Below are 13,526 nucleotides of genomic sequence, written 5' to 3' on the forward strand. Positions count from 1 at the left end.
GGTCCAATAATGTCTCAGTTTTCAGCAGTCCTGATTGGTCACGAAAGCCTTGTCATTCAATGCGGCGAGCTTTTGCGTGCAGATGGACACTCTATTGTAGCGATTGTCACACGTAATGCTGATGTGAAGGCTTGGGCTGCCGATGCAAATGTGCCGGTGCTGGCGCCCGGTGCCGACTTGGCAACACGGCTTGAGGGGCAGACCTTTGATTGGCTGTTGTCCATTGCCAATCTCGACATCATTCCCGATGCGGTCCTGTCCTTACCAAAGCGCGGGGCTGTGAACTTCCATGACGGTCCGCTGCCAAAATATGCAGGCCTTAACGCGCCGGTCTGGGCGGCACTGGCCGGAGAAACGAGCCATGGCATTTCCTGGCATCTGATCGAAGGTGGCGTGGATGAGGGTGACGTGCTGGCCAGTGCGTCGATCACGATCACGCCCGAAGATACAGCGCTGACGCTGAACACCAAATGCTACGGCGCAGCGATCGAAAGTTTTCCGTCGTTGATGGCTGAGCTGTCGAAACCCGAACCAGTTCGGCAGCCACAAGATCTGAGCCAGCGCAGTTATTTCGCGCGGGACGCACGCCCAATACCGACCTTGGATTTCACCCAACCTGCCGAGAATCTGGTGCGTTTTATTCGCGCGTTGGATCACGGCGACTATTGGAACCCGCTGACGTTGCCCTGTTTCGACGCGGGCGGACAGCGCCTGCTGGCCCGTACTGCGGTCGTTTCAGACGACCCGTCAGGTGCCGCGTCAGGAACGATCATTACTGCGGATGCCGACCAGCTTGTCGTCGCAACTGGACAGGGTGATCTGGTGTTGACCCGGGTCACCGATGTGCAAGGCAAGGTTGTTGCGCCAAGCGCGGTGACAAGCGCCGGTGCCCTGCTGCACAGCCCAACAGATGCGGAAAAGAGCAGTCTTGAGAAAGACTTGGCCGCATTGGCCAAGGCCGATCCAGCGTGGCGCAAGACGCTTGAGGATATCGCCTCTCTGGACCTTCCATTGATTGCCAAAGCCACTGGACCTGCGCAGGTGGTGACCCGACCGGTTGTGGTGCCAACCGGGATGACGCCGAAAGAGGTGCGCGCCGCCTTTGCCATCATGATGACTCGGATGACCGAAAATGCCTGCGTGGATTTGGCAGTGGCTATTTCGGGTCCTTCTCATGCGGCGGGATGGGTGCCAGTGTGGGTGACGTTGGACGACAGCATTGGCCGGATGACAGACAAGTTGGCCACGGATATCGAAGCGGCAAACGCGCGCGGTCCCTTTGCCGCTGACCTCGTTGCGCGCCTTCCGGGCAGTGACCCGGCCTTGCCCGCATTGGCCCTGTCTGATGATGTTGAGGCCGGACTTGTTGGTCCTGCGGCACTGACACTTGCAACCACGTCTGAAGGGGCCACTCTTCTGGCTGACGGAAATCGAGTTCAGGCCGCTGCAGTTGATCTGTATGCCGCGCGTCTGACCCATTTGTTGGAAAACCTAAGCGGCAGCGACAATGCCCGCACTCTATCGATCCTGCCGCCTGCCGAACGCGAGCTGACGGTTGAGACGTGGAACGCAACGGCCACGGATTTTGACCGTACCCAATGCGTACACCAGATTTTTGAGGCACAAGTTGTCCGTACGCCCACCGCAGAGGCACTCGCTTTTGAGGGCCACAGCCTCATCTATGAGGCGCTCAACACAGCAGCCAACCAGCTGGCGCACAAGCTGATCGCCATGGGCGTCCAGCCCGGAGTGATCGTGGGGTTGCACCTGCCACGATCAGCCGAATTGGTGATCGCGGCCCTCTCGATCATGAAGGCGGGAGGGGCGTATCTGCCCATGGACCCGGCCTTTCCTGCCGATCGCACAGCGCTTTATATCGAAGACAGTCAGGCCGGCGTGGTGATCACCAATGCCGAATTGGCGGCGGCGCTTCCAGACAGTGCCACTCAAGTCCTCGACATTGCCACGGACGTCGCAGATCAACCCGTAGCGAACCCTTCAAGCGGTGTCGCAAGTACCGACCTTGCCTACATGATCTACACTTCCGGTTCGACCGGTCGGCCCAAGGGCGTGATGGTCGAACATCGCAACGTGGCCAACTTCTTTGTTGGTATGGATGACCGGATCGACCACGCCACTGGGGGCGTGTGGCTGGCGGTTACGTCGTTGTCCTTTGACATCTCGGTGCTTGAGCTGTTCTGGACGCTTGGGCGCGGTTTCAAACTTGTGCTGTCGGGTGATGAAAGCCGCGCGCTCGTGGCCGGGGACGAAGCTGGCCCAGGTGGCGTGCCCGGCGGTATGGAATTCAGTCTGTATTATTGGGGCAACGACGACGGAAAGGGGCGCGACAAGTATCGATCGCTTCTGGAAGGCGCGAAGTTTGCTGATGAAAACGGTTTTGTAGCGGTCTGGACACCCGAGCGGCATTTCCATGCTTTTGGTGGGCCCTATCCCAACCCGTCGGTGACCGGCGCCGCAGTGGCCGGCATGACGCGCAATATCGGTGTGCGGGCGGGGTCTTGTGTCGCACCGTTGCATCATACCGCCCGGATTGCCGAGGAATGGGCGGTGATCGACAACCTAACCAACGGGCGTGCCGGACTGGCCATTGCCAGCGGCTGGCAACCGGATGACTTCGTGCTGCGTCCGGAAAATACGCCCCCTGAAAACAAGCCTGCCATGTTCCGCCAGATCGAGGACTTGCGCAAACTCTGGGCCGGCACGCCTGTGTCCTTCCCGCGCAAAGACGGCCAGATGCACGAAGTTGTCACCCAACCGCGCCCAATCTCGGATACGCCGGACCTGTGGGTTACGACTGCTGGCAATCCCGAGACATGGAAAGAAGCCGGGCGCAACGGGTGCCATGTGTTAACCCACCTCTTGGGGCAATCGGTGGACGAGGTTGGCGACAAGATCAAACTCTACCACGCGGCCTTGCGCGAGGCGGGTTATGATCCCGCGCAGTTCAAGGTGACGCTGATGCTACACAGCTTCCTTGCCGCCACCCGGGATCAAGCCCGCGAGATCGCGCGCGAACCGATGAAGGACTACCTGCGTTCGGCTGCAGGGTTGATCAAGCAATATGCCTGGGCCTTTCCAGCGTTTAAGAAACCCGAAGGGGTCGACAGTGCATTCCAATTGGACCTCGGTTCGCTGACCGACGAAGAGTTGGAAGGTATTCTCGATTTCGCTTTTGAACGGTATTTCAACGACAGCGGCCTGTTCGGCACTGTCGAAGATGCGCTTGCCCGGGTTGAACAGGTCAAAGGCATCGGTGTCACCGAAGTTGCTTGTCTTATTGACTACGGGATCGAAGTGGACACGCTTCTGGACGGGCTGACGCCGCTGGCGGAGGTGGTGCGCCGGGCAAATGCGGAGACCGCGCCGGCTGCTGACGATTTTTCGATTGCCGCGCAGATTGCGCGCCACAAGGTTACCCATCTGCAATGCACACCTTCAATGGCGCGCATGCTGGTAATGAACGACGCGGCAAGTGCCGCATTGCGCCCGGTCAAACACCTCATGCTCGGCGGCGAAGCCTTGCCCGGGGCGTTGGTGCGCGATTTGAATGCGCTGACCGAAGCGCATATTGAAAACATGTACGGGCCCACCGAAACCACGATCTGGTCGACCACGGGCCATGCATCCGCGGATGCAGGAGTAGCGGGCATCGGCACACCGATTGCCAACACGCAGGTCTATGTCCTTGATGACGCGATGGAACCACAGCCCATTGGCGTTGCCGGTGAGCTTTACATTGGTGGCGATGGCGTGACACGCGGCTACTGGCAACGTCCCGAACTCACGGCGGAACGCTTTGTCTCCGATCCGTTCCAAACCGATCCGGAAGCCCGGCTTTACCGTACCGGTGATCTCGCCCGTTGGCTGCCAGATGGAGAGCTAGATTTCCTGGGACGGGCCGATTTTCAGGTCAAACTACGCGGATACCGGATTGAGTTGGGCGAAATCGAGTCCGCTATCGACACATTGAATGGCGTGCGTCAGTCCGTTGCGCTGGTGCGCGAGGATATCCCTGGTGCGCAGCAGCTGGTGGCGTATCTGTTGGCTGATGGGTCGGTGAGCGAGGCGGGGCTTAAATCGGCGCTTTCAGACGTGCTGCCTGCCCACATGATCCCAAACCGTTTTGTTGTATTGGATGCTTTCCCACTCACACCCAACAAGAAGGTTGATCGAAAGGCGTTGCCTGTACCGGGTGCACCAGCGCGCCCCAAACCTGCTTCCGTTCCGCCCACTCAAACCAGCTCGCAAGCTGACGCACCTGCCGCGACCGCTGGATTTGATGGGGATATCACGATGGCGATCTCTGGAATCTGGAGCGCAATCCTTGGGGTTGGCGACATCACCGCGCGCGACAACTTCTTTGATCTTGGTGGTCACTCGATTCTGGCAGTACAGGCGCATCGGGAAATCAAGGCACAACTGGGCGTGGCGAGACTGTCCATAACCGACATCTTCCGTTTCCCGGTTCTCGGAGACCTCGCTCAAGCGGTCGAAGCCAAGATGAGCGCCACGCCAACTGCCCGGGCTGCGACCGCTGCAGAAGTCAGCGCACCTGCTACGGCCCCTGAAGTGGAAGCTGTGCCATCTGGGCGCGCAGATGCCATGGCTCAACGTCGGGCCATGCGCGCCCGGCGGCGTCGGGCGAGATGAGTGCGCTTGATGCACTATGTCAGCAAGTACAGGGATATGTTGGCCCGAACGTCGGCGTAGGTGTGGCGGATCCCAAGGGGTTGCCAGTTGGTTTTGACCCCGTTGAAGCCGTCGCGACCACACGCATGATCGACAAACGCCTGCGCGAGTTTTCAGCCGGGCGCTCAGCCGTGCGGCGCGCAATGCGGGCCATCGACTTGGCGCCCATGCCCGTACCCATGGCGCCGGACAGGTCACCTTGTTGGCCTGCGGGTGTTATTGGTTCCATCAGTCATTGCAGCAATGCCGCGATGGCCATGGTCGCAAGGAGTGGAAACATACGCGCGCTGGGCGTGGATATGGAAGAAGCCGAGCCGCTCGATACAGACCTGTGGGATACGGTCCTGACCCCGGCCGAACGGGACCGGACCGACAACGGGCTCACTGCCAAGCGCATCTTTTGCGCCAAGGAAGCTGTCTATAAGGCACAGTTTCCGATAACCAGGCAACTACTGGGCTTTGAGGACGTTGTTGTTACCCTGAAAGGCACTCAATTCACCGCTCGCATCAAGAGTGGAGGCGACGACTGGTCCGGGATCATCGTTGGTTCCAAGCTCCTGCCCAAAGAGTTGATCATTGGCATTGTGACTTTGCACTAAGGATTTTTCTTATGCTCAGAAGGATATTGCGCAAATCGACGGCCTCCTTGTTCCTGTTGCTGTCCGCCTGCGGGCTGGCTAGTCGCTGTGGCGCCCCCGATCCAGTGGATGAGGCGACGTTCAACGCGCTTTATGCCAGTCCGAACGATGTGCCCGATGCGCCGCTCAAGGTCTATCATCTGGGCCACAGTCTGGTTGGCCCTTACATGCCAGTTATGCTGCAGCAACTGGTAGGCACGGGCCATGACTATAACAGTCAATTGGGATGGGGATCTCCGCTGCAGCAGCACTGGGAGCCAGACGTTCCGATCAATGGCTTTGAAGAATCCAATGGCCCACCCGCCTATCGCGACGCGAAAGAGGCGATGGCATCAGGGGAGTATGACGCAGTTGTTCTGACGGAGGCGGTCGAAATTCGCGATACCATCAAGTACCATGACCCGCATGACTACCTGCGTAAGTGGGCGGTTGCGGCCTGGGACGGTAACCCTGATACCCGCGTGTATCTCTATGAAACCTGGCACACCCTTGATGACGCCGAAGGCTGGCTGGAGCGGCTTGACCTCGATCTTGAGCGCTATTGGGTAGGCAAAATCCTACGACCTGCCTTGGCCTACGAGGAGGTTAATAACCCCATTTACATCATCCCAGCGGGGCAAGTGATGGCGTCCTTTGTACGCAAGGTCGAAGCCGCGGGTGGTATCGGGGCCATCCGGGACCGCACTGATCTCTTTGATGACGACATTCACTTCAGTCACTTCGGTGGGTATCTGGTGGCGCTGACCCACTATGCGGTGCTTTACGGGCGGTCGCCTGTGGGTTTGCCACACAAGATGCGATTGCCCGACGGCAGCACTGCGGATGACCCGGGGCCAGAGGCTGCGAGGGTCATGCAGGAAACGGTTTGGGAGGTTGTGACGTCCTACCCGCCCAGTGGTGTAAGGCAGAACTAAGTTAGTCGCTCAGCGCTGGCAGTTGTTCAAGGCGCGCTGCTTCGTCCCTGGCTATTTTGAACTGCGGGCGTGGATCATTGTCATCGGCAAGCTCAAGCATTTGTTGATATTGCGCGATGGCGTCGGCCCGTCGATCCAACGCGCCGTAGACTTGCCCCAAGTGAAACTGCACGATTGGGTCTGATGGCAGAGCGGACGCCGCCAACTCCAAATAGGGTAGGGATTCTTCGAAGTTTCCTCGTCTGAAGGCAACCCAACCGTAGGTGTCTTGCATTGCTGGCACGTTCGTGTCGCGGAAACGCCGCGCCACGATCCACGCACGTTCAAAGCTGTCTTCATCGGTCTTGTGGGTTGCCAGGAGGCTTGCCAGATTGTTGGCCGCGATCAGATCGCCAGAGTTCCGCTCATAGATCCGTTCGTAATTTGTAATAGCACGGTCAATATCACCGGAAGCCTCAAACTCTGCCGCTTGAAACCAGAGAAGATCCCGATTGTCCGGATCAATCGCGAGCCCTTCCCGCAAGGTTTGGCTGGCTTCCGCATCTTTTTGTTGAAGGCGCTGGAAACGGTAAAGCTGGCTCCAGACCCGCATGCGGTTGGGATCTTCTTGTACGAGCGTGTTAAGCAGTGTTTCGGCAACATCCAGATTTCCGTTGGCTGCATGGGACGTTGCCAAGATGAACTGGAGTGACGGATTCTCGGGGTGTTTGGCGACCAGCTCCTTGGCTTGTTCCAACGCCTTTTCTGTCTGGTCCGAACTAAGCCGTGCTCGCAACAGAGTCATTTGAGTATTGAGAGCTGAATCCTCCCGGGTTGCCAACTCCTCCAAAAATCCAAGTGCTTGTTCCAGTCCTTCTCGGCTGCCCAAAAGCCGCGCCTGAAGCGCGTTGGCAACAACCAAAGTGCGTTCAGTTCCAATGCTGCGCAGTCGTTTGATCACTTGATCTGCGCGAGAGTAATCCTCGGACGCCAAATAGACTTCGCCCAAGAGGACCAGAAGATCTGCATTTGACCGATCGCGACGAAGAGCGGCGATCAACACTTCTTCCGCGGCCAGATAGCGCTCATCTGCGGCAAGCACGCGCGCATAGCGCAAAGTTGGCGCCGGGGCATTTTTGGAGGCATCCACCGCCAGAGCCAGAAAATCCCATGACAAATCACGATTACCTGCGCGGGCATAGGCCTCCGACATCAAGGTAAGTGCGGCCACGTCGTTCGGAGCTTTGTCCAGGGCCAGACGAAGGTCGGCGATCGCGGCATCGGTTGCATCGTTACCGATCAGCCAGGTTGCGCGCATCTTGAGCCCTTCAACATGGCGGCTATCGGATTCCAACACTTCATCGACCAAGCGTTTCGCATCCACCACATTACCCGTTTGGATCATCATTTGCGCTAGGGTGATCTTGATGTCGTTCGGTTGCGCGGATGGCGTGGCCTGATCAAGTAGAGCTTGCAGGTCGGCGATTGCCTTATCGTGCGCGCCCGCTTCAAAATCGAGCATTGCCAGTAGCATCTTTAATTTGCCGGGCTGGGGCGAAACTTCCAGCGCCGCGATCAGTTCCGCGTGGGCCGTTTCGGGGTCGCGCATGTCGCGCAAGAACCGCACAAGGCCAATAAACAGCGCTGGATCCTCTGCAGCAGGATCCGCAATTTCGCGAAAGAATGCCTCCGCCTTGTTGACCTGATTGCGCCTCACGTAGAAGCGGATCAGGTCTTTCTTGGGTCCATCATCATCGGCAAAGAGGGCTACCATGTTCCGCAGCTGGTCTTCTACCGCCGCATAGTCCTGTAGTTCGTTCAGCAGTCCAAGGCGTTGGGTGTAAAGTGTCCGGTTGTCCGGCTTACTCGCGATCATGCGATCCAACTGACCCAAGGCCCGATCCAGCTTCCTGTCGCGCATGTAGGCGTCAAAAAGGACCTGCTGTAGCACGTCGCTGTCAGGATTGTCTGCGGCAAGGCGTTCTGCTTTGTCTCGCAATGCATCCCGGGCCGGCCCATCGCGTGCCTGTAACGCCTCTTGGTAACTTAGGGCGAGGTCAATGATCTGGCTACGTGGAGCATCGGGGGCAAGGGCCACTGCTTGTGCAGCATGGCGCACGAATTCTTGCCAGTTGCGCGCCTCAAAAGCGATTTCGGCCAGAATGGTTCGCCCCTCGACATGGTCGGGCACCTGTTCGACCAGTCGCAGATAGTGGCCATAAGCAGCGCTCTTGTCGTTTTTGTCGAGCATGAGCTGCGCCATGGTTTCGCGCGCTTCAACATGGTTGGCCATCAGTTCGAACACGTTGCGCAGTTCTATAGCGGCCCGATCCAAGTCGCCTTGGTCGATCAATTCAAGCGCAGAGGCCAGATACTTTTCTGCGCGCTCCTCAGCAGTGTCGCAGGCCGCGAGAGACAGACACAGGCTTATGGCCAGAACAAAGTTGCGCGCGAGCAGAGGCCACATGGTGAAATCCCGAAACAACAGAAAAAAACTGGCCCGTCAGGCGGGCCATACTTGAACCAAGTATCGTTCTAATCGTTCGATCTGCCGTAGGCAATTCACACCTACGGCAGCACTTCGACGCAAATCATAGTCTGATCAGATCAATGGCCTGTTGCTTTGAGCACTACCGACACTGTCTTGGCCAGAACGTTCATATCGGTGCCGAATGACACTGCTCGTGCATACTTGTCATCGTACAGGGCACGGTCTGCAAAGTCACAGTCGTTGCGATCCGAAATCTGCCAGAAACCAGTAATGCCAGGCCGTAGCCAGTAGTAGGCAACACCAGGATACTGTGCCTTTTGGCATACCATCATTGGGCGGGGTCCAATGAGCGACATTGACCCGACGAAAACGTTCAATAGCTGCGGCAGCTCATCAAGAGATGTCTTGCGCAGGATGCGCCCCACCTTGGTAATCCGGGGGTCTTCCTTCAGCTTTTGCGTGCTTTCCCATTCTGCGCGAGCATCAGGGTTGGCAGCAAGATAGCTTTCCAGGCGTGCATCGGCGTCGATGGTCATGGTGCGGATCTTCCAGATGCGAAAGGTACGCCCATTCCGCCCAATACGCAGCTGTGAATAGAATGGTTTGCCACCGTCCATAGCCACCAAAGCAGCCATAACCAAAATGATTGGGACAACGATAGGAGCTGTAAGGACAACAAGGAAAAGGTCCAGGGAGCGCTTCGCATAGGAGTGGTAGAAACCACCGAGGCGAGACTTGTAGCGCCCCCTGAAGAAAACAGAGATTTCGTTCTGAAAATCGTGTGATTGAATGGTCATAAACAAGAGCCTTCCGGCTTGGTTAAAAACAGTCAGCCCAGTAAAAAAAGTCAGGCCTTTTTGAAAATTCGATGTTGTTTGTGACGGGAGCAGATGTGCCGACACGTAATGTGTTTACCATTTGTTAACCTGCCGCCAAAGTGAAATTAGCGTGAATCCGCCCAATAACGTGGTAAACGCTGAAAAGGTTTGTTGCTCGATCAGAAACCCTCAACTGATGATAGAATGGCTTCATCTTTTCCGGGTGAATTTCATAAAAATTTCAGAAATTTCCAATGTGGCAAGAGAATCAGTAGCGAATCAGTCCGCAAAGCGACACAGGAAAATCCTATGTAAGCAGCCGTACCGAAGCGTGTCTGAGATGTTCGGATATGCACCACTCAGTGAAATTTTGGCGATCAAACCAACATGCCGGTTGTGACGGCGCTATCTTGCTTATAGGCCTACGGGCATATTTCGAACATGTATCAAGGTGGATACGCATCTTGCCTTTTGTAAGCCGTGTAATTGACAAGCTGCGCTACGTTTATGCGCAACAAGCGAAAAAAGCACGGATCAAGCGAGCCTCCAAACTCCTTTCGGGTCCGCCATCGATCGTCTTGGGCGAGGCTGACGTGGCGATGGTCTGCTTGATCAGGAACGGTATGTATTATCTGGACACGCTGTTGTCCCACCATCGAAAGATAGGGGTTAAAAAGTTCCTGTTTATTGACAACGGTTCCGATGACGGCACCCGGGAAAGGTTAGCACAGGAACCTGGTGTTACCGTGATTTCAAACTTGCTACCGGTCGCGACATATGAATGTGACATGCGCGCCGAGATTGCACGAGAGGTCATCAGTGGCGGCTGGTTTCTTTTTCTGGACAGCGACGAACTGTTGGACCTTTCGCACGGAGAGGGACGCGACATCACTGAGTATACGGCTTACTGCAATGCGCACGACACGACATGTGTTATCGCACAGCGGTTGGACATGTATGCACCGGACCCATTGGCGGAAACCGAGTCCTGGAGTTATGAGGACTCTGTACGTCGCTTTGATCAGTTCAGCGAGTACGGGATTACCGAGTTTGAATACCACGACCGTGAAAACGTCGATGTCTGGTGGTTCCTAAGTTCGAATGATGTGACCAACCCAGCCATCAAGCTCAAGTTCGGGGGCATTCGGGGTGAGATATTTGGCGAAGACTGTGGCTTGACCATTCATCCATTGGTCAAGAACCTGCCAGGGATTGATCTGCGTCCGCATCCACACTTTGCCAGTCGTGTAACCTGCGCGGACTTTGCCGTTCTTGTACGCCACTACAAGTTTGCTGGACCTTTCCTAAGTCGAGAACGGCAGCAGGTTGCGCTTGGCACGTGGCAACATGGCGAAGGTGAGAAGCGCTTGAATGTCATTCAAGATTCCGACTTTTCCATCCGAAGCGTGGAAGATCAGCAGTATTCTGGTACGACAGACTTGGTTGCGAGCGGGTTTCTTGCCTGCTCGAAACGTTTCTTGTCACAGTTTCCGGCACCGGAGCCCGAGGCGCGAGACAAAGGTCAGGAACATAATTGAAAGTTCTGCTTTTTCTGATTTACGGCGATCAACGCGTCTATCATCTGGAATTGACGTACAGCATTCTTTCAGCCTGGCAGTACCTCAAGGACGACCCTGAAGACATCCGCATTGTATTGGCGGCAGATGAGGCGAACCAAAGGCCAGATCTACCGGTCGATGCCTTACTCTTGTCGCCTCAGATGATGGCGGACTGGAGTATGCGAGGCACCTATCACCATGCGATCAAGCTTCATGTGATGCACCATGCCTTGCAAAAGTATGCTGCCCCCGTCGCAATGATTGATAGCGATACCGTGTTCATGGGGCATCCCAAGCATTTGTTTGAACGCTTTGGACCTGAACGGGCCCTTATGCATGCTTGCGAAGGGCCGCTTGAAAACAGTGCCGAGTGGCCAGAATGGAAAGCCCTGATCCAAAACTGTGGGGGCTGCGTTACCGGACGACCCATATCGTCAAAAACGATAATGCATAACGCTGGGGTTTACGGACTGATGCCGGAACATGCCTCGTTGATGCAAACTGCGGTCGCGATTCTTGAAGACCTGCGCAAACATGGGTCGGTCTTTACAGCGGAACAACTGGCGGGTTCCGTTGCCCTCCATGACGTGTTGGAGATTGCTGAATGCAGGGATTTGATTGAACATTATTGGCACGGCCCGCGTGCTTACTTTCACTACCAGATGGGCCAGATGTTTCACGGTGTAAGGGAAGGGGGCGGTGTTGCTGATATGAACATGCGGCTCCCAACCTTGCAGCGGCACATCCCGAGTAGGCCTGCACATCAAGTTGGCGCGCGCCTGAAGCGATTGCAGCGCCGCGCACCGTCAGAGTACGAGTTCGCCTATCGTGCCTATCTTGGCGCGCGTTCGACCCGGTTGTCGGATCCGGAATTAGCGAATGTCTGGGCTTTGACCGCTTTGAACATGCTGACATGGGGCATGCCGGACGGGAAACTGTTGCTAAATACCATCGAAACGGACTTTGCCTTGTTCTCCCCGGCCCGACTACACGAACAGAACTGGATGACTGTGCCCTTGCAGAAACGGTGGGCGGCCTTTTGGGTGGAAGCTGAAAAAGGCCTTTAGAAAGCCCAGAGCACCTCGAGCCCGTCGCGATGGAACCACAGCATGAAGCTGGTTAGCCCAGCAGCGACCAACGCAAAAAACAGATCGTGCCAAGGGTCCCAAGCGCCGTGTTTGTAGGCAAGGCGCACCACCAGCGGATGCACAAGGATTTGGGACATCCACAAACCAATCAATGCACCTGGCAGTCCATAGTACTCCATCCCCAGGATGAACAACGCGACTTGGGTCGACGCCTTCGCCAACAGCAGAAAAAAGACACCGCGGGAGTCTCCGCGCCCCAGCGCGGCGAAGTCATAAGTCATCCCGATGAGGTAAGGCACGCCCATGCAAGCGATCGCAACCACTACACCACCTGCGGCCAAGAACCGATCATCATACAGGAAATCCACTACCCAGATGCCTAAGAATGCTGCCGTGAACTGCATTGAGAATACCGCTGCGGTCATCATGAAACGCATCTTGCGTACCTTGTTGAAGTTCTCGCGGGTCTCATGGGGCGGGCACTCACGATGGAGCGGGATCATCACTCGACTCATCACCATTGCCGCAAGCGCTTGGGGGAAGCTGGCGAGGAAGTATCCGATGTTGTAGATACCGAGGCTTTCCAAGGTCATGTATTTGCCGAGGATTGCCTTGTCTCCTTGCGTTAACAAGAAGCCGCAGAGCGTGCTTAGGAAAATCCACTTCCCGAAATGTATCAGGTCCCAAGCGGCTTCGGAATCCCAGCGCAACCGATTTGGTGCACCCGGTAGAAAGAGATGCATAATGCAAAGGCGAATGATCGCACCCGTGACACTGCCGATCACCAACGCCCAGATCGAACGCAGCGTCCACGCCAACAGTAGCATCACCAAGAGACTGAAAAACTGCGAGATGATGTCGAGAATCGTCATACGCCCGACCATCAGGTGGCGACTGGCGCTGTCGATCCGTGTCGGATTGAACCCAGCGATCAACAGGCTCAACCCGGCCACAGGCAGCATCATTGATAATCGGTCGTCTTCGTAGAACCATGCAGCCAACGGCCCCAATCCACAGCACACCAGCCACAGGATCCCCCCCCGGATCGCCTGAACCGTCCATGCGGTGTTCAGGAAATCTGGGTCGTCACCCTTGGGACTTTGTTGAATGGATGGTGCGATTCCAATGTCTGACAACATTGTCAGACCCACCAGGAAAACGGTGATGATCGCCATGAGCCCAAAGGCTTCGGGAAATAGAAGTCTTGTCAGAACGAGGTTTGACGCCAAGCGCAGAATTTGCGCGGAGCTGAAACCGATGAACGTCCAGCCAGTGCTGCGCAACAGCCGAGCGCGCAACCCGTCGCCTCCTAACACACGTTGAAACATT

8 protein-coding genes are annotated in these 13,526 nt (G+C 56.4%); 5 read left to right on the top strand and 3 right to left on the bottom strand.

Annotated features, from left to right (window positions below; translation table 11 throughout):
* Nucleotides 1–9 precede the first annotated feature (9 nt).
* Genes Q1A51_RS19225 through Q1A51_RS19235 form a run of 3 tightly spaced genes read left to right on the top strand, consistent with a single transcriptional unit; the run spans nt 10 to nt 6,262 of the window.
* Complete coding sequence (locus Q1A51_RS19225; protein ID WP_299601320.1) at nt 10–4,671, top strand: MupA/Atu3671 family FMN-dependent luciferase-like monooxygenase; 4,662 nt, start codon at nt 10–12, stop codon at nt 4,669–4,671.
* Nucleotides 4,668–5,309, top strand: coding sequence for a 4'-phosphopantetheinyl transferase superfamily protein (locus Q1A51_RS19230; RefSeq protein ID WP_299601322.1), 642 nt, complete (start codon nt 4,668–4,670; stop codon nt 5,307–5,309). Before Q1A51_RS19225 ends, Q1A51_RS19230 begins: the two co-directional genes overlap by 4 nt.
* Before the next feature lie 26 nt (nt 5,310–5,335).
* The gene (locus Q1A51_RS19235) at nt 5,336–6,262 is read left to right on the top strand and encodes a hypothetical protein (protein ID WP_299601324.1); all 927 of its coding nucleotides are present in this window, start codon (nt 5,336–5,338) and stop codon (nt 6,260–6,262) included.
* A 1-nt stretch (nt 6,263) separates the two neighbouring features.
* Here Q1A51_RS19235 and Q1A51_RS19240 read toward each other — a convergent pair whose 3' ends face one another.
* Together Q1A51_RS19240 and Q1A51_RS19245 are read right to left on the bottom strand one after the other, a co-directional pair.
* Nucleotides 6,264–8,708 (bottom strand): tetratricopeptide repeat protein, encoded by a 2,445-nt coding sequence (locus Q1A51_RS19240; protein ID WP_299601326.1) that lies wholly within the window; start codon nt 8,706–8,708, stop codon nt 6,264–6,266.
* Between the two features lie 140 nt (nt 8,709–8,848).
* Nucleotides 8,849–9,634, bottom strand: coding sequence for a sugar transferase (locus Q1A51_RS19245; protein ID WP_299204292.1), 786 nt, complete (start codon nt 9,632–9,634; stop codon nt 8,849–8,851).
* 380 nt (nt 9,635–10,014) lie between these two features.
* Between Q1A51_RS19245 and Q1A51_RS19250 the strand changes: the two genes are divergently transcribed.
* The gene (locus tag Q1A51_RS19250) at nt 10,015–11,088 is read left to right on the top strand and encodes a glycosyltransferase family 2 protein (RefSeq protein ID WP_299601329.1); all 1,074 of its coding nucleotides are present in this window, start codon (nt 10,015–10,017) and stop codon (nt 11,086–11,088) included.
* On the top strand, nt 11,085–12,176 hold the full coding sequence (locus tag Q1A51_RS19255; RefSeq protein ID WP_299601331.1) for a hypothetical protein: 1,092 nt from the start codon (nt 11,085–11,087) through the stop codon (nt 12,174–12,176). The genes Q1A51_RS19250 and Q1A51_RS19255 overlap by 4 nt, the downstream gene beginning before the upstream one ends.
* On the opposite strand, the gene Q1A51_RS19260 is transcribed toward Q1A51_RS19255, so the two are convergent.
* Nucleotides 12,173–13,525, bottom strand: coding sequence for an oligosaccharide flippase family protein (locus tag Q1A51_RS19260; RefSeq protein ID WP_299204283.1), 1,353 nt, complete (start codon nt 13,523–13,525; stop codon nt 12,173–12,175). The genes Q1A51_RS19255 and Q1A51_RS19260 overlap by 4 nt on opposite strands.
* Nucleotide 13,526: the final 1 nt, after the last annotated feature.

Origin of the sequence: uncultured Tateyamaria sp. (assembly GCF_947496075.1) — a bacterium.
Taxonomy (GTDB): Bacteria; Pseudomonadota; Alphaproteobacteria; order Rhodobacterales; family Rhodobacteraceae; genus Tateyamaria.